The sequence below is a fragment of the Nocardioides flavus (ex Wang et al. 2016) genome (assembly GCF_014653115.1).
Lineage (GTDB): Bacteria > Actinomycetota > Actinomycetes > Propionibacteriales > Nocardioidaceae > Nocardioides > Nocardioides flavus.
Genome location: NZ_BNAD01000011.1, coordinates 102,941 through 119,245 on the forward strand (window position 1 = coordinate 102,941; position 16,305 = coordinate 119,245).

Genomic DNA, 16,305 nt, shown 5'->3' on the forward strand with positions numbered 1-16,305 from the left:
GCGAACGGCTCAGTCGCCGTCGCGCGCTTCCGCCAGGGTGTCGTCGAACGACGTGAGCAGGTCGATCACCGCCTGACGGGGGACGTCGGGCGCCCGGACCCCCAGGTTCCCGATCTCGACGGCGGCGAAGGTCGCCAGCAGCTCCTCGGAGCGGACGAGCGCGCTGCTGGCCGTTCCGCCGCCACGGACCGCGACGGCGATCCCGGTGTCGCCCTCGTCCACGGGGAAGGCGTACTCGCGCTTGGCCGGTCGGGCGGCGTCCGCCGCCAGCGCATCGGCCTGCTCCTGCGGGATCGGGCCGGCGGTCAGCCGGAGCGTGCGGTCACGCTCGGGGTTGCGGTAGAGGCACTGGATCCTGCCCGCCCCGTCGTCGAAGCCACGTGCGGTGGTCGCCCTGCCGATCACGGCCCGGACCCGGGAGTCGTCGTTGCGGGGGCACGCGTCGGGCAGCAGCACCCGCGGCTGGTCGTCGCGGTCGAGCGACAGTGAGTCGAGGACGGCGAGCAGCTTGTCGGTGGTCTTCTGCCGCTTGGCTGCGTCCCCCTGCTCGAAGCGGCGCACGACACTGTCCTTGACCAGCACCCAGAAGCCCACGTCCTCGTTGCCGTGGAAGCCGTAGCCATTGACCGTGGTGAAGTCCGACGTGGTGATGGCGGCGTACCCGCGGTTGGTGGCCGTGCCGCCGGCCGAGGCGAGGATCCTGTTGACGTCGTCGGGTCCGAACTCTCCGAGGAACCAGCCCCACGCCGCGACGTCGACCTCGTCACCGTCCTTGTCGCGGTAGCTCACCACGCAGCCGTACTTGGGGGTGTCGTCCAGGACGAGCGCGCCGATCGCGTCGCGCAGGGTGATGGGGCCGGTCAGCTCGGTGCGCAGGCGGACCGATTCGCGCTGGGCCCGCGGGACGAAGGGGCGCCACTCCTGCGGGGCGAGGCTCTCGCACGGGTTGATGTTCTCGACCGCAGCGACGTCGACGGTCGGCTCGGGCTCGGCGGGCTCCGTCGTCTCGTCGGGGCTCTCGCTGGACTCCGACGCCCCGTTCGTCGGCTCGCTCCCGTCGCCGGAGGGCTCGGACGACCCGCCGGTGCAGCCGGCGAGGAGCACGGTGGCGAGCAGCACGGCGAGCAGTGGGCTGGGGCCGCGACGGCCGGGCATCGTCATGGCCCCAGCCTGCCCACTCGCCCGCGGCATAATCCTTCGGCGGCGGATCAGTCCTCCGCGAGGGCTCCGTCCAGCTCGTCCATCGTGCTGGTGAACGCGCCGAGCAGGTCGACGTCGTAGGCGTCGGCGAGGGTGAGGACCGCCCACAGGCAGTCGGCGAGCTCGTGGGCCAGCGCCTCGTCGAGGTCCTCGCGGGGGCGCACGCCGGCCTTGCCCTGCACGAGCTTGGCGAGGTCGCCGACGTCGCCGAGGAAGCCGAGCATGATCTCCTCGGTCGTCCACGACCTGCCGTAGGCCGTGGCCTCGACCTCGGCGTACCTCGCCCGGACCGTACGGGCGCGCTCCTGCATCTCGTGGAAGTCCATGCCCGGATCCTGCCCCAGCCGAAGGTGTGCACGCCGGGACGCTGCGGTTCTCGAGTCAGGCGGACCGTGCCCAGGCGAGCGCCTGCGCGCTCAGCTCCCGGGTCGAGACGCCCAGCTCGCGACGTACGACGTCCTCGGTCTCGGTCCAGAAGCTGAACCGCGCGCCGTCGAACGTGCGGACGAGGTCCCACAGCACGTCCTCGCCGCGCGTCGTGGCGAGGAAGTCGCAGACCAGGGCGGACAGCGCGTAGTTGAGCTGGGGGTCTCGGGAGTAGAAGCGCCGGGTCGGCTCGAGCGTGCGGGCCCGTGCCGCCACGAGCTGCGCGGACGCGATCCGCCGGCGCTCGTCCACGGAGAACGGCGTGCGGGCGACGTACTCGGCGATCCCTTCGGCGAGCCACGTGGGGGAGCGGTCGTCCGAGGTGCCGAACGCGACGTGGACCAGCTCGTGCCGGAAGACCAGGTCGCGCGACAGCACGTCGGAGACCACCTCGGGGTTGACCATGAAGCGGTACGCAGCGACCGGACCTCGAGGTCGCGAGAGCACCGGGAACGCCACCGCGGCCGTGTCGTCGACGCTCATCGCGCTCATCTCGTCCATCACGGCCGTGTCCGAGGTGCCGTAGGTCACGAACCTGCCGGACCAGCGTGGAAGCCGCGCACGCACCGCCGCGCGGGCGTCGGCCAGGTCGCGCATGACGTAGTCGGCGTGGTCGACGGTCTCCTCGTCGAAGACCCCGAGGATGCCGTCCGAGCGGCGCACCTCGATGTGCCCGAGGTCCCACGGCGCCGGCGTCCACCCGGACCTGGCCTCGACCTGGACGTTGCGGTCGTCGGCGAGCAGCGCGTCCTCGCCGTCGCGGGCGAACGTCCACACCATCTGCTGCGTCACGGGTCGTTCGTCGAAGCCCTCCAGCCGCATCGTGAAGTCGACGGGCAGCTGCAGGTCGCCCGCGCCGGCGACCTGCGTCATGAAGCTCTCGTCGCCGAGCTCGTAGGACACGTCGGTGAGGGGCAGCTGCGCCATGTTGTCGAACCAGCGGGCCTGGGTCGCGGCGAAGGTGAGCGCGTCGGGGTCGACGGTCGCCAGGAACGCGTCCCGGTCGCCGGCCACGAGCGCGTCCTCGCGCTTCTCGACCAGCTCGAGGGCGGCGTCGCGGAGCGACTCGTCCATGCCGGCCGGGGGTCCGGAGCGCTCGGGCAGGGTCGGCTGCGGCGCCGCGCCCGACGGAGCCGAGCCGCCCGAGCACGACGCGGTCGGCAGCAGCAGGAGGCAGGCGAACCAGGCCCGGGACACACGCATGCCGCGACCCTAGGTGGTCGTCGCGGCCCGCGAGGCGGATTCGCCGGGGCGCCCGCGTAGGCTTGGCAGGTCATGACCCAGCCGCTCGTCTACCTCGACCACGCCGCGACCACGCCGATGCTGCCGGTCGCCGTCGACGCGATGACGCGACACCTCGCCGGCGTCGGCAACGCGAGCTCGCTGCACGCCTCCGGGCGCGCGGCGCGCCGGGTGGTGGAGGAGTCGCGCGAGACGATCGCCGGTGTCATCGGCGCCCGGCCGGGCGACGTGGTCTTCACCTCCGGCGGCACCGAGTCCGACAACCTCGCGGTCAAGGGGATCTTCTGGTCCCGGCGCGCGGAGGACCCACGCCGTACGCGCATCCTGTCGACGGCCGTCGAGCACCACGCGGTGCTCGACCCGCTGCACTGGCTGGCCGAGAGCGACGGTGCCGACGTCGAGCTGCTCCCGGTCACGTCCGAGGGGGTCCTGGACGTCGCGTCGCTGAGGGACGCGGTGTCCCGGGACCCGGGTTCGGTGGCCCTGATCTCGGTGATGTGGGCCAACAACGAGGTCGGCTCGCTGCAGCCGATCGACGAGGTCGTCGCGATCGCCGCCGAGCACGCGATCCCGGTGCACACCGACGCGGTGCAGGCGCTCGGCCAGGTGCCCGTCGACTTCGCCGCGTCGGGCGTCGACGCCCTGACCTTCACCGGGCACAAGGTCGGCGGCCCCTACGGCGTGGGCGCCCTCGTCGTACGCCGCGACGTGCCGGTCAGCGCCCTCGTCCACGGCGGCGGCCAGGAGCGCGACATCCGCAGCGGCACCCTCGACGTCCCGGCGATCGCCAGCCTCGCGGCGGCGGTCGAGGAGTCGGTCAAGCACCAGCACGAGCACGCCGTGCGGGTGGCGGCGCTGCGCGACGACCTGGTGCGCCGGGTGGTCGAGGTCGTCCCGGACGCCCACCTCCACGGCACGCCGTCCGGTCCGCTGCGGCTGCCCGGCAACGCCCACCTCGGCTTCCCCGGCTGCGAGGGCGACTCGCTGCTGATGCTGCTCGACGCACGCGGCATCGAGTGCTCGACCGGCTCCGCCTGCTCGGCGGGGGTGCCCCAGCCCTCCCACGTCCTGCTCGCCATGGGCTGCGACGACGACCAGGCCCGCCACTCGCTCAGGTTCTCCCTCGGCCACTCCAGCACGTCCGGTGACGTCGACCGCCTCGTCGAGGCGATCGGACCGGTCGTCGAGCGGGCCCGGGCCGCGCGGGCCCGCTGATGGGACGCCCGATGAGGGTGGTCGCCGCCATGTCCGGCGGGGTGGACTCCGCCGTCGCCGCCGCCCGTGCCGTGGAGGCCGGTCACGAGGTGACCGGCGTGCACCTCGCGCTCAGCCGCAACCCCGCGTCGTACCGCTCCGGCGCCCGCGGCTGCTGCACGATCGAGGACAGCAACGACGCGCGTCGCGCCGCCGACGTCATCGGCATCCCGTTCTACGTGTGGGACCTCTCCGACCGCTTCCACGAGGACGTCGTGGAGGACTTCATGGACGAGTACGCCGCCGGGCGCACGCCGAACCCGTGCCTGCGCTGCAACGAGAAGATCAAGTTCGCCGCGGTGCTCGACCGCGCGCTGGCGCTCGGCTTCGACGCCGTCGCCACGGGCCACTACGCGCAGCTGCGCACCGGCGCCGACGGCCTCATCGAGATGCACCGTGCCGCCGACCACGCCAAGGACCAGTCCTACGTCCTCGGCGTCCTCGACCAGGAGCAGCTGCGCCACTCGCTCTTCCCCCTGGGTGACACCGACAAGCCGGCCGTCCGTCGCGAGGCCGAGGCCCGCGGGCTGCTGGTCGCCGACAAGCCCGACTCGCACGACATCTGCTTCGTCGCCGACGGCGACAACGCCGGCTGGCTCCGCGAGAAGCTGGGCGACCGCGCCCCCAACCACGGCGGTGACATCGTCGACGTCACGACGGGGGAGAAGGTCGGCAGCCACGGCGGCACCTACGGCTTCACCATCGGGCAGCGTCGGGGCCTGCGGCTCGGGGTGCCGGCGGCCGACGGCAAGCCGCGCTTCGTCCTGGACATCGAGCCCGTCAGCGGCACCGTCACCGTCGGCCCGCGCGAGCGGCTCGCGGTCGACCACGTCTCCGGGATCCGGCCGCGCTGGTGCGGCACGGTGCCCGAGCGGGTCGAGGGCACCGTCCAGCTGCGCGCGCACGGCGCCGAGCACCGAGCCGTCGTGGAGGTGGCGGGTGACCGGGTCGAGATCGACCTGCTCGACCCCGCCGAGGGCATCGCGCCCGGACAGGCAGCGGTGATCTACGACGGCACCCGCGTCGTCGGCTCGGCGACGATCTCGGCGACCCGGCCGGCCGGGGTCCGCGCATGACCGCCGGGACGGGCATCGGCTCGATGCCGGGCGACACCGACGCCGCGCACGCCGAGGCGGTCCGGCTCGTCCTCGGCGAGCTCCCCGACCTGCCCCACGTCCCCGAGGTGCCCGGGCGTGGCGCCTGGGCCTCCATGACGGCTCGGGGCCTGGCTGTCCTCGACGGGCTCGCGGCGGACCTGCAGCCGGCCGGGTGGCGGCTCACCGACGTCAGTGGCGTCGACCACCGCCGCGCGAGGTCGCTGCTCGCGCAGGACCTCGACACGGTGGAGGAGCTCGCGCAGGGATACGCGGGCACCTTCAAGACCCAGGTGGCCGGGCCGTGGACGCTGGCCGCCACGGTGGAGAAGCCGCGCGGCGACAAGGTCCTCAGCGACCACGGGGCCCGCCGCGAGCTGGCCCAGGCCCTGGCCGAGGGCGTACGGGTGCACCTCGCCGACCTCCGCCGCCGGCTCGGCGGGGTGGACCGCTGGATCGTCCAGGTCGACGAGCCGGCCCTCGCCGCCGTCGTCGACGGGCAGGTGCCCACGGCGAGCGGCTACGGGCGGCACCGCAGCGTCGACCTTCCCGAGGCATCGGCCCACCTGGAGTGGGTGGTGACCGCGATCAGCGAGGCCGGCGGCGAGGCCTGGGTGCACTCCTGCGCCCCGCGCACGCCCTGGTCGCTCGTGGCAGGCACCGGCGCGCACGGCCTCTCGGCGGACCTCGACGTGCTCGGCCCGGCCGACCTCGACGTCTTCGCCGAGGCACTGGAGGCCGGTCGCACCGCGGCGCTCGGCGTCGTACCGTCCCTCGACCCGGCCACTGACGTGTCGGACGCACGGCTCACCGAGCGTGTGCAGCGGTGGCTCGAAATGCTCGGCCTCGACCCGGAGCTCGTGGGGGCTCGGCTGGCCGTCACCCCGTCGTGCGGACTCGCGGGAGCGACCCCGCAGTGGGCGGCGCGCGCCGTACGCCTGTCCGCGACGGTCGCGCGCAACCTCTGAGGTCCCGTCTCACCTGCGGTGGTGGGGGACGTGCGCATCCAGCACCTCGAGGCACGAGGAGATCGCCACGTCGTGCCAGCGCCGCGAGCCGGCGAGCATGTAGTGGCCCAGCCCGCCCATGTCGCGCAGGTCGGCGCTGTCGGCGACCTCGCGGGCCCGATCGACGTAGCGGGCGGTCTCGCGGAACGAGGTGATCCGGTCGCGACGACCGTGCGCCGCGCGGAGGGTCCGGCCGGCGAGGGTGTGCACCGGGTCGTCGGAGGACCACCACGGCGCGAGCCCGACCACGCCCACCACGGACGGGTCGTCGGCGACGTGCACCGCGACCCGTGCGCCCATCGAGTGGCCGAGCAGCACCACCGGAACCTCACCGAGCTCGGTGCGCACCTGCTCGAGGGCCCACCGGGCATCCGCGGTCGGAGCGCCGCCGCCGTTCCACCCGCGCGTGCGGTAGCGGGCCGACCACACGCCGACACCCGCGGCGTGCGCCTCGTCGGTGATCTCGCGCTGCAGCCACAGGGCGCGGCGCCAGGAGGCGCTGCGGCCGTCGACCGACTGGGTGGAGCGCGGCTTGCCGCCGTGGAGCACCAGGACCAGCGCGCGGGCGGGTCCGGCCACGGGGTCGTGGCGGGTCAGGAGCGGGTCGGTCACAGCTCTCCTTCGGAGGCGACGGCGTGCCCGGATGGGCCGGACGGGGGAGGTCAGTGGACCCCGACTCCCTCGGGCGCGGACTCGCTGGCGAGCTCCTCGTGCTCGACGTCGAGGAAGAGCCACACGATCGCGGAGGCCGCGAGCATCATCAGCGAGCCCACGAAGAACGCCGTCGTGGCGCCCTCGGTGAACGCGCCGAGCGACGCCAGCTGGCCGAGCGCGGCCGGGTCGAGCTCGGGCGCGGCAGCCGCGATCGCCGGCGCGAGCTCGTCGGCCCGGGTCTGCGCGAAGTGCAGCGACACCGTGCTGAGGGTCGCGAGACCGAGCGCTCCGCCGACCTGCTGCATGGTGTTGAGGACGCCGGAGCCGATGCCCGTGTCCTGGATCCGGAGGTGGTGCACGGCGACCAGCGTCAGCGGCACGAAGTTGAGACCCATGCCGAACGCCATGAGGACCACGAACGGCAGGACCTGCGTCCAGTAGCTCACCCCGTCGCCGAGGGCGACGCCCTGGCCGCCCATGGCCTCCGGCAGCGACGCCAGGATCGACGCCGGGTCCTCGGGCACCGTGATCCGGCTGAAGCCGTAGAGCGCGGTGGCGGACAGCAGCGTGCCCACCCCGGAGAGGTAGCGCGGGTCCACGTGGCTGATGAGCCGCGAGGCGAGGGTCGCCGAGACGATCATCGCGACGGAGAACGGGAGGAACGCCACGCCCGTGCCCAGCGGGCTGTAGCCGACGACCAGCTGGATGAACAGCGAGAGGAAGAAGAACATCGCGAACATCGCCGCCGGCACGATCATCATCACGGCGAACGCGGTCGCGCGGTTCCGGCTGCGGAAGATCCGGAACGGCATCAAGGGGTGCTCGACGCGGGACTCCACGAGCAGGAAGAGGCCGAGGAGGGCCACGCCCACGACCAGGCTGGCGACCGTCGTCGTGTCACCCCAGCCGTAGCGCTCGTCGCCCGCGCGGGAGAGGCCGTAGACGATGGCCAGCAGGCCGCCGGTCCCGGTGATCGCGCCGGGGACGTCGAGCCACCCGGTGTGCCGCTCGGACTCGTTGAAGAAGCGCGGCGCGAAGAACGCGGCGGCGAGCCCGATCGGCACCACGATGAGGAAGGTGTAGCGCCAGCCCTCGAGCCCCAGGATGGGATCGAGGCCGGTGAGCCAGCCACCGAGGATGAGGCCGACGGCGGCGCCGACGCCCGCCATCGCGGCGTACACCGCGAACGCGCGGTTGCGCTCGCGCCCGGCCGGGAAGGTCGTCGTGATCAGCGCCAGCGCCGCGGGGGAGGCCATCGCCGCACCGAGGCCCTGCAGGCCGCGGGCACCGAGGAGCATCACCTCGTTCTGCGCGAAGCCGCCGACCAGCGAGGCGACCGCGAAGACCAGCACGCCCGCGATGAAGATGCGCCGGCGGCCGTAGAGGTCGGCCAGGCGCCCGCCGAGCAGCAGGAAGCCGCCGAAGGTGAGCGCGTAGCCGGTCACGATCCAGGACAGGTTGGCCTGGTCGATGTCGAGGTCGGTGCCGATGTAGGGCAGGGCGATGTTGGCGATGGTGCTGTCGAGCACCACCATCAGCTGGGCCAGCGAGATGAGCACGAGCGCCCAGCGCAGGCGCCTGTGCTGCTCGGGGGTCACCTCGTCGGCAACCGGGGCCAGGTCGGTCATGGGACTTCCTTCAGGAGTGTGGGCTGGGTCAGGCAGGTCGGGCGGGGCCGTGCAGGGCGGCCGGGAGGACGACCTCGTCGAGGACGCGAGCGAGGAGGTCGGGGGTGACCGCCTCGCCGAGGAGGAACGCCCGGTGCAGGACGATCCCGGCCAGCGAGGGGGCGAGCATGTCGATGTCCGCGTCGGGGTGGACCTCGCCGCGCTCGCGGGCACGCTCGTAGATGGCGCGCGAGGAGGCGATCTTGGGTCCGATGAAGTCGCGCCGGTAGACCTCGGCGAACTCGGGGTCGCGGCCCATCGCGGTGACGACCGCGCTGAGCACGGACTGCGCCAGCGGGTCGTTGAGGCCGCCGGCGCCGCAGTACGCCGCGAGCAGGTCGCCGCGCAGGGAGCCGGTGTCGGGGACGACGGCCTCTCCCTTGTGGGCCATGATCGCGGCCACGACCAGCTCGGGCTTGCCCTTCCAGCGCCGGTAGAGCGTGGCCTTCGACGCCCTGGCGCGGCTCGCCACGGCGTCCATCGTCAGCAGGTCGTAGCCCACCTCGTCGAGCACCTGGAGGGTCGCCTCGAGGATCTGCAGCTCGCGGTCGCCCTCCACACGGGGGCGGGTGCCTGTCTCGGTCGCGGTCACGGGGTCCTTCCTCGGTGAGCCGTAGGGTGAAACGAAACCGTTTCGTTTCCACCAACCCGGTCCGGCGCCGATCCATTCCGGATGGAACCGATCAGTTCCATCCGGTCCAGACCGGTGGGTGCCGGCGGTGTCGGCGGCGACCGGCAGACTGTGCCCATGAGCACGTCGGACGACGAGGAAGTCGATGCCCGCTACGCAGAGGCCTATAGCCGTGTCCAAGTTCTGACGGAAGCGTTGAACGACGCCCGGTTTCAGTACTACGTGCTGGACAACCCCACCCTCAGCGACGCCGAGTTCGACAAGCAGTACCGTGAGTTAGAGGAATGGGAGGACGAATTCCCGGAGCTCCGATTTCCGGACTCGCCCACGCAGCGCGTTGGGAAGATCTCCACCGAGTTCACCGCGGTCGACCACCTCCAGCGGATGGAGAGCCTCGACAACGCGTTCAGCACCGAGGAGCTGCGGGCCTGGCACGCCCGCATCCTCCGCGAGGGCATCGAGTCGCCCGCCCTGCTGTGCGAGCTCAAGGTCGACGGGCTGGCCATCAACCTCCTCTACGAGGAGGGCCGCCTCGTGCGTGCGCTGACCCGCGGCGACGGGCGTACGGGCGAGGACGTGACGCCCAACGTCAAGACCATCACCTCGGTCCCGCACCGCCTCGCCGGTACCGACGAGCACCCGGTGCCGCGGCTGGTCGAGGTCCGCGGCGAGGTGTTCTTGACCACCGAGGCCTTCGAGCGGCTCAACGCGTCCATGGCCGACGCCGGCAGGCCGATGTTCGCCAACCCCCGCAACGCCGCCGCCGGCTCCCTGCGGCAGAAGGACCCGAAGGTCACGGCCACCCGCGACCTCGGCATGGTGTGCCACGGCATCGGTGCGCGCGACGGCTTCGACCCGACCGCCCAGAGCACGGCGTACGACGCCCTCGCCGCCTGGGGACTGCCGGTCTCGGAGCAGGTGCGGGTCGTGCCCACCCTCCACGAGGTGGAGGAGTGGATCGCCCACGTCGGCGAGCACCGCCACACGATCGTCGGCTACGAGATCGACGGCGTGGTGGTCAAGGTCGACGACGTCACCCTGCAGCGCCGGCTCGGATCGACCAGCCGCGCACCGCGCTGGGCGATCGCCTTCAAGTACCCGCCCGAGGAGGTCAACACCCTGCTCCGGTCGATCGAGGTCAACGTCGGACGCACCGGCCGGGTGACCCCCTACGGCGTCATGGAGCCCACCAAGGTCGCCGGCTCGACGGTCGAGAACGCCACCCTGCACAACGCCCACGAGGTCAGGCGCAAGGACGTCCGGCCCGGCGACACCGTCATCTTGCGCAAGGCCGGCGACGTGATCCCCGAGATCCTGGGACCGGTCCTGGCGCTGCGTCCCGAGGGCCTCGCCGAGTGGACGATGCCCACCGAGTGCCCGTCGTGCGGCACGACGCTCGTCCAGCAGAAGGAGGGCGACAAGGACCTGCGGTGCCCCAACCACGAGAAGTGCCCCGCGCAGGTCCGCGAACGTGTCTTCCACGTGGCGGGCCGGGGGGCCTTCGACATCGAGGGGCTCGGCTACGAGGCGGCGGTCGCGCTGCTCGACGCCGGGGTCATCGCCAACGAGGGCGACCTCTTCGACCTCGACGAGGACGGGCTGCTGCGCGCGCCGCTGTTCACCCGGGCGCCGAAGAAGGGCGAGGACGGGCCGCAGCTCAGCGCCAACGGCGCCCGGCTCCTGGCCAACCTGCACTCCCGCAAGGCCGAGGTCCCGCTGTGGCGCGTGCTGGTCGCGCTGTCGATCCGGCACGTGGGGCCGACGGCCGCCCGCGCCCTGGCCACGGAGTTCGGCTCGATGACCGCGATCCGCGAGGCCTCGGAGGAGCAGCTCGCCACCACCGACGGGGTCGGGCCGACCATCGCGGCATCGGTGCGCGAGTGGTTCCACGGCACGAGCGAGGGCGTCACCGACTCCGAGGAGGTGGGTGACAACGCCGCGTGGCACAACGCGATCGTGGACGCCTGGGCGCGCGCGGGCGTCTCGATGGAGGACGAGCGCGACACGTCGGTGCCGCGCACCCTCGAGGGACTCACGATCGTGGCCACGGGCTCGCTGCAGGGCTGGACCCGCGACTCGGTCAAGGAGGCCATCATCAGCCGCGGGGGCAAGGCGTCCGGCTCGGTGTCGAAGAAGACCGACTACGTCGTCGTGGGGGAGAACGCCGGTTCCAAGGCCGACAAGGCCGAGCAGCTCGGCGTCCCGGTGCTCGACGAGGCGCAGTTCGGCGTGCTGCTGGAGGAGGGGCCGGAGGGACTGGGCTGAGAGACGGTCCGACGCGTGAGGTTTGAGCAGGGCCGTTCGTGGTCAGGAGGAGACGAACCAACCGATCCTCTGGGAGTCAGCATGCGTCTCGTCCGTTCACTCGCCCCCGCGCTCGTCGCCGCGGCCGGTCTCTCGGTGCCCCTCTCGGTCGTGCCCGCGCACGCCGCTGCCCCGGCGTGCGGTGGCCTCAAGGCCACCATCGTGGGCAACGACAGGGCCAACACCATCACCGGCACCCCGCAGCGCGACGTGATCGTGGCGCGCAGCGGCAACGACAGGATTCGTGGGCTCGGAGGCAACGACGTGATCTGCGGCGGCGACGGCGCCGACACGATCCTGGGAGGCGACGGGAACGACCGCCTCTTCGGCGAGGCCGACCTGCTCCGCCTCGACCGGTTCGGCCGTGTGGTCAAGCGCGGCGACACCATCGACGGCGGCGCCGGCGACGACACGATCGATCTCGGCTACGACCCGCGCGCGGTCAGCGAGGGCACCGTGGTCGGTCTCGACGGCGTCTCGTACGCCGATGCGCCCGCCGCAGTGGTGGTCGACTTCCAGTCCGCGTCGACGGTGCCGGTCGCGGCACACGGGAACGACACGGTGACGGGCTTCGACGGCGGGATCCGCATCGTGGCCTCGGACCTCGGCGACACCATCAAGGGCACCAACTCCGCCGACGTGATCGCGGCCCGCGGAGGCGACGACACGGTCTTCGGCCGCGGTGGGGACGACGCGATCTCGGCCGACAGCGCCGGCACGGCGGGCAACGACCGCGTCTACGGCGACGCCGGCGACGACAGCATCGTCGGCTCGGCCGGCACCGACGCCTTCGTCGGCGGCAGCGGGAGCGACACCCTCAGCACGTCGTCCGAGAGCCGCCAGGCCCTGCGAGGCGGCAGCGGCGTCGACACCATCGTCCTCCCGCTCCCCGCGGAGTCGGGCTTCCTCGTCCACGGCTACGGCGGCCAGGACCGGCTCCGGCTCCTGCCCAGCTCGAACCCGGCCCTCAAGCCGACCCTCCGGATCGACCAGCAGAAGAAGAAGGCCACGATCCGGGGCCTGCAGCCGTTCACGCTCGAGGGCACGATCACCGGGTTCAGCGACGTCCAGCTCCCCGCCCGCGCGCTCTCGGTCTTCAAGGGCAGCAACGACTCCGAGATCGTCACCGCGCACCCCGACTACCGCGCGATGATCTACGGCCGTGGCGGCGCCGACGTGCTCACCGGCTCCGACGAGCCCGACCGCCTCGACGGCGGTTCCGGGTTCGACATCGTCCGGGGCCGCGGCGGCAACGACACCTGCAAGAACGCCGAGAAGCGCTCCAGCTGCTGACCTCCGTCGGCGTACACGCTCCGCCCGGGCGCCGGTCAGGTGCCCGGGCGGAGCCGTGTCGGGACCGCCGTCGTGCTCGCCCTAGGATTGCCCCCATGCCCGAGATCACCCGCGACGAGGTGGCCCACCTGGCCACCCTCGCCCGCATCGACCTCTCCGACGCCGAGCTCGACCACCTGGCGCCCCAGCTGAGCGTCATCCTCGACTCCGTCGCTTCCATCACCGGTGTCGCCGGCGACGACGTGCCTCCCACGTCGCACGCGCTGCCGCTGACCAACGTCTTCCGCGAGGACGTGGTGGTGCCCGGCCTGACGGCCGAGGAGGCCCTCGCCGGGGCCCCCGAGGTGGAGGAGCAGCGCTTCTCCGTTCCGCGGATCCTGGGCGAGGAGGCGTGATGACCGAGATCGTCCGCAGCACGGCTGCCACGCTCGCCGAGCGCATCGCCGCCGGCGAGGTGACCTCCGTCCAGCTCACCGAGGCCCACCTCGACCGCATCGACGCCGTCGACGGCGCCGTGCACGCCTTCCTCCACGTCGACCGGGACGGCGCGCTCGCCGACGCCGCCGAGTCCGACGCCCGTCGCGCACGCGGGCAGGCCCGCGGCCCGCTCGACGGCGTACCGGTCGCGGTCAAGGACGTCCTCACCACGCGCGGGCTGCCGACCACCTGCGGCTCGAAGATCCTCGAGGGCTGGGTCCCGCCCTACGACGCGACCGTCGTGACCCGTCTGCGCGAGGCCGGCCTGCCGATCCTCGGCAAGACCAACATGGACGAGTTCGCGATGGGCTCCTCCACCGAGCACTCGGCCTACGGCCCGACCCGCAACCCGTGGGACCTCGACCGGATCCCCGGCGGCTCCGGTGGCGGCTCCGCGGCTGCGGTCGCGGCCTTCGAGGCCCCCCTCGCCATCGGCACCGACACCGGCGGCTCGATCCGCCAGCCCGGCGCCGTCACCGGCACCGTGGGCGTCAAGCCGACCTACGGCGGCGTCTCGCGCTACGGCCTCGTCGCCCTCGCCAACAGCCTCGACCAGGCCGGCCCCGTCACCCGCACGGTGCTCGACGCGGCGATGCTGCACGACGTCATCGGCGGCCACGACCCGCGCGACTCCACCTCGATCGCCCAGGAGTGGCCCTCCTTCACCGAGGCCGCCCGGGCCGGTGCGACCGGCGACATGACCGGAGTGAAGGTCGGCGTGATCACCGAGCTCGCGGGCGAGGGCTGGCAGCCGGGCGTGATGGCGCGCTTCCAGGAGTCGGTCGACCTGCTGGTCAAGGCCGGCGCCGAGGTCGTCGAGGTGTCGTGCCCGTCGTTCGTGCACGCCCTGGCCGCCTACTACCTGATCCTGCCGGCGGAGGCGTCCAGCAACCTCGCGAAGTTCGACGCGATGCGCTTCGGCCTGCGCGTGACCCCCGAGGGGAGCCCGTCGGCCGAGGACGTCATGCGCGCCACCCGCGACGCCGGGTTCGGCGACGAGGTCAAGCGCCGCATCATCCTGGGCACCTACGCGCTCTCCAGCGGCTACTACGACGCCTACTACGGCCAGGCCCAGAAGATCCGTACGCTCATCAGCCGCGACTTCGACGCCGCCTTCGCCCGCGTCGACGTCCTCGTGTCGCCGACCGCCCCGACCACGGCGTTCAAGCTGGGGGAGAAGCTCGACGACCCGATGGCGATGTACCTCAACGACCTCGCCACCATCCCCGCCAACCTCGCCGGCGTCCCCGGGATCTCGGTCCCCAACGGGCTCGCCGACGAGGACGGCCTGCCCAGCGGCTTCCAGGTGCTCGCGCCCGCGCTCGCCGACGACCGCGTCTACCGCGTGGGAGCCGCCCTCGAGGCCATCCACGCCGAGCAGTGGGGCGGCCCGCTGCTCGACAAGGCACCCGAACTGGAGACCGAGTGATGACCACGTCCACCACCGAGGCCCTGATGCCGTTCGACGACGTGCTGGCGGCGTACGACCCGGCCCTCGGCCTCGAGGTCCACGTCGAGCTCAACACCGCCTCGAAGATGTTCTGCGGGTGCCCGGCGGAGTTCGGCGGCGAGCCCAACGCCGGCGTGTGCCCGACGTGCCTCGGCCTGCCCGGCGCGATGCCGGTCGTCAACGGCAAGGCCGTCGAGTCGGCGATCCGCATCGGCCTCGCGCTCAACTGCGACATCGCCGAGTGGTGCCGCTTCGCCCGGAAGAACTACTTCTACCCGGACATGCCGAAGAACTTCCAGACCTCGCAGTACGACGAGCCGATCGCGTTCGACGGCTGGATGGACGTCGACGTGGAGGGCGAGACGTACCGGGTCGAGATCGAGCGTGCCCACATGGAGGAGGACACCGGCAAGTCGCTGCACGTCGGAGGCTCCACCGGTCGCATCCACGGCGCCGACCACTCGCTGGTCGACTACAACCGCGCCGGGATCCCGCTGATCGAGATCGTCACCCGCCCGATCCTCGGCGCGGGCGAGAAGGCGCCCGAGGTCGCGAAGGCCTACGTCGCCCAGCTGCGCGAGCTCATCGTCGCGCTCGGCGTCTCCGAGGCCCGCATGGACCAGGGCAACCTGCGAGCGGACGTCAACCTGTCGCTCTCGCCCAAGGGCAGCGGCACCCTCGGCACCCGCACCGAGACCAAGAACGTCAACTCGTTCCGCTCCGTCGAGCGGGCGGTGCGCTACGAGATGCAGCGTCACGCCGCGATCCTGACCAGCGGCGGCTCCATCCTCCAGGAGACCCGCCACTGGCACGAGGACACCGGGATCACCACGAGCGGCCGGGTCAAGTCCGACGCCGAGGACTACCGCTACTTCCCCGAGCCGGACCTGGTGCCGGTCGCGCCGAGCCGCGAGTGGGTCGAGGAGCTGCGCGGCACCCTGCCGGAGAACCCGACCGCACGTCGCGCGCGCCTGCAGGCCGAGTGGGGCTTCAGCGACCTCGAGATGCGCGACACCGTCGGCGCCGGGGCGCTCGGCCTCGTCGAGGAGACGATCGCCGCGGGCGCCGCCCCGCAGGCTGCCCGCAAGTGGTGGCTCGGCGAGCTGGCGCGGCGCAGCAACGAGGACGGCGTCGACCTCGTCGACCTGCCCATCACCCCCGCCGACGTCGCCCGCATCCAGGCCCTGGTCGACGAGAAGGTCGTCAACGACAAGCTGGCCCGCCAGGTCTTCGAGGGCGTCCTCGCCGGTGAGGGCACCCCGGACGAGGTCGTGGAGAAGCGCGGCCTCGCGGTCGTCTCCGACGACGGCGCCCTCGGGGCGGCCGTCGACAACGCGATCGCGGCCAACCCCGACGTCGCCGACAAGATCCGCGACGGCAAGGTGGCGGCGGCCGGAGCGCTCATCGGTGCGGTGATGAAGGAGATGCGCGGGCAGGCCGACGCCGGTCGCGTGCGTGAGCTGATCCTGGAGAAGCTCGCCTAGGAAGAGCGCGGTCTAGACAACTTGTTACGCTGCTGGCGAGTCACAGTGGTCACATCACCAACCAACGCTCGCAGCATCGGGGGAGGGGTTCGGCCGCGGCATGCGGTCGTGACTGCCCCGGC

General features: G+C 72.7%; 14 protein-coding genes. 8 read left to right on the top strand and 6 right to left on the bottom strand.

Annotation, left to right across the window (positions count from 1 at the left end):
- Positions 1-9: 9 nt before the first annotated feature.
- From IE200_RS16125 to IE200_RS16135, 3 genes are read right to left on the bottom strand one after another with little or no spacing between them, the layout of a single operon-like run.
- On the bottom strand, positions 10-1,161 hold the full coding sequence (locus tag IE200_RS16125; protein ID WP_191280495.1) for a hypothetical protein: 1,152 nt from the start codon (positions 1,159-1,161) through the stop codon (positions 10-12).
- A 47-nt stretch (positions 1,162-1,208) separates the two neighbouring features.
- Entirely contained in the window at positions 1,209-1,526 is a 318-nt protein-coding gene (locus tag IE200_RS16130) for a nucleoside triphosphate pyrophosphohydrolase family protein (protein WP_229856660.1), read from the bottom strand.
- A gap of 55 nt (positions 1,527-1,581) precedes the next feature.
- Positions 1,582-2,829 (bottom strand): gluzincin family metallopeptidase, encoded by a 1,248-nt coding sequence (locus tag IE200_RS16135; RefSeq protein ID WP_191280496.1) that lies wholly within the window; start codon positions 2,827-2,829, stop codon positions 1,582-1,584.
- 72 nt (positions 2,830-2,901) lie between these two features.
- Between IE200_RS16135 and IE200_RS16140 the strand changes: the two genes are divergently transcribed.
- The 3 genes from IE200_RS16140 to IE200_RS16150 are packed head-to-tail and all read left to right on the top strand — an operon-like array spanning position 2,902 to position 6,184.
- Positions 2,902-4,083: a cysteine desulfurase family protein gene (locus IE200_RS16140; RefSeq protein ID WP_191280497.1), complete on the top strand. Its 1,182-nt coding sequence runs from the start codon at positions 2,902-2,904 to the stop codon at positions 4,081-4,083.
- A gap of 11 nt (positions 4,084-4,094) precedes the next feature.
- The gene (gene mnmA / locus IE200_RS16145) at positions 4,095-5,198 is read left to right on the top strand and encodes a tRNA 2-thiouridine(34) synthase MnmA (protein ID WP_191280498.1); all 1,104 of its coding nucleotides are present in this window, start codon (positions 4,095-4,097) and stop codon (positions 5,196-5,198) included.
- Positions 5,195-6,184, top strand: a complete 990-nt coding sequence (locus IE200_RS16150; RefSeq protein WP_191280499.1) for a uroporphyrinogen decarboxylase/cobalamine-independent methonine synthase family protein — start codon at positions 5,195-5,197, stop codon at positions 6,182-6,184. Before mnmA ends, IE200_RS16150 begins: the two co-directional genes overlap by 4 nt.
- 9 nt (positions 6,185-6,193) lie before the next feature.
- Here the strand turns inward: IE200_RS16150 and IE200_RS16155 are convergent, their stop codons facing one another.
- Genes IE200_RS16155 through IE200_RS16165 form a run of 3 tightly spaced genes read right to left on the bottom strand, consistent with a single transcriptional unit; the run spans position 6,194 to position 9,136 of the window.
- Positions 6,194-6,835 carry an alpha/beta hydrolase gene (locus IE200_RS16155; protein WP_191280500.1) on the bottom strand — a complete coding sequence of 214 codons (642 nt, stop codon included), beginning with the start codon at positions 6,833-6,835 and terminating at the stop codon, positions 6,194-6,196.
- Positions 6,836-6,885: 50 nt separating this feature from the next.
- Positions 6,886-8,505, bottom strand: coding sequence for an MFS transporter (locus tag IE200_RS16160; RefSeq protein WP_191280501.1), 1,620 nt, complete (start codon positions 8,503-8,505; stop codon positions 6,886-6,888).
- Positions 8,506-8,533: 28 nt separating this feature from the next.
- Positions 8,534-9,136, bottom strand: coding sequence for a TetR/AcrR family transcriptional regulator (locus IE200_RS16165; protein WP_229856663.1), 603 nt, complete (start codon positions 9,134-9,136; stop codon positions 8,534-8,536).
- Between the two features lie 156 nt (positions 9,137-9,292).
- On the opposite strand from IE200_RS16165, the gene ligA reads away from it, so the two are divergent.
- From ligA to gatB, 5 genes are all read left to right on the top strand, one after another.
- The gene (gene ligA, locus IE200_RS16170; RefSeq protein ID WP_229856665.1) at positions 9,293-11,440 is read left to right on the top strand and encodes an NAD-dependent DNA ligase LigA; all 2,148 of its coding nucleotides are present in this window, start codon (positions 9,293-9,295) and stop codon (positions 11,438-11,440) included.
- Between the two features lie 81 nt (positions 11,441-11,521).
- The gene (locus IE200_RS21125; protein WP_191280503.1) at positions 11,522-12,772 is read left to right on the top strand and encodes a calcium-binding protein; all 1,251 of its coding nucleotides are present in this window, start codon (positions 11,522-11,524) and stop codon (positions 12,770-12,772) included.
- A 95-nt stretch (positions 12,773-12,867) separates the two neighbouring features.
- A complete protein-coding gene (gene gatC / locus IE200_RS16180) occupies positions 12,868-13,167 on the top strand; it encodes an Asp-tRNA(Asn)/Glu-tRNA(Gln) amidotransferase subunit GatC (RefSeq protein WP_191280504.1) in 300 nt (99 codons plus the stop codon).
- Entirely contained in the window at positions 13,167-14,678 is a 1,512-nt protein-coding gene (gatA, locus tag IE200_RS16185; protein ID WP_191280505.1) for an Asp-tRNA(Asn)/Glu-tRNA(Gln) amidotransferase subunit GatA, read from the top strand. Before gatC ends, gatA begins: the two co-directional genes overlap by 1 nt.
- Positions 14,678-16,183, top strand: coding sequence for an Asp-tRNA(Asn)/Glu-tRNA(Gln) amidotransferase subunit GatB (gene gatB / locus IE200_RS16190; RefSeq protein ID WP_191280506.1), 1,506 nt, complete (start codon positions 14,678-14,680; stop codon positions 16,181-16,183). The genes gatA and gatB overlap by 1 nt, the downstream gene beginning before the upstream one ends.
- The last annotated feature ends 122 nt before the right edge of the window (positions 16,184-16,305 follow it).

Excerpts from the sequence above, each read along its gene's own strand:
- IE200_RS16125 (WP_191280495.1), bottom strand. The coding sequence starts at position 1,161 with ATGACGATGCCCGGCCGTCGCGGCCCCAGCCCACTGCTCGCCGTGCTG.
- IE200_RS16130 (WP_229856660.1), bottom strand. The coding sequence starts at position 1,526 with ATGGACTTCCACGAGATGCAGGAGCGCGCCCGTACGGTCCGGGCGAGG.
- IE200_RS16135 (WP_191280496.1), bottom strand. The coding sequence starts at position 2,829 with ATGCGTGTGTCCCGGGCCTGGTTCGCCTGCCTCCTGCTGCTGCCGACC.
- IE200_RS16140 (WP_191280497.1), top strand. The coding sequence starts at position 2,902 with ATGACCCAGCCGCTCGTCTACCTCGACCACGCCGCGACCACGCCGATG.
- mnmA (WP_191280498.1), top strand. The coding sequence starts at position 4,095 with ATGAGGGTGGTCGCCGCCATGTCCGGCGGGGTGGACTCCGCCGTCGCC.
- IE200_RS16150 (WP_191280499.1), top strand. The coding sequence starts at position 5,195 with ATGACCGCCGGGACGGGCATCGGCTCGATGCCGGGCGACACCGACGCC.
- IE200_RS16160 (WP_191280501.1), bottom strand. The coding sequence starts at position 8,505 with ATGACCGACCTGGCCCCGGTTGCCGACGAGGTGACCCCCGAGCAGCAC.
- ligA (WP_229856665.1), top strand. The coding sequence starts at position 9,293 with ATGAGCACGTCGGACGACGAGGAAGTCGATGCCCGCTACGCAGAGGCC.
- IE200_RS21125 (WP_191280503.1), top strand. The coding sequence starts at position 11,522 with ATGCGTCTCGTCCGTTCACTCGCCCCCGCGCTCGTCGCCGCGGCCGGT.
- gatC (WP_191280504.1), top strand. The coding sequence starts at position 12,868 with ATGCCCGAGATCACCCGCGACGAGGTGGCCCACCTGGCCACCCTCGCC.
- gatA (WP_191280505.1), top strand. The coding sequence starts at position 13,167 with ATGACCGAGATCGTCCGCAGCACGGCTGCCACGCTCGCCGAGCGCATC.
- gatB (WP_191280506.1), top strand. The coding sequence starts at position 14,678 with ATGACCACGTCCACCACCGAGGCCCTGATGCCGTTCGACGACGTGCTG.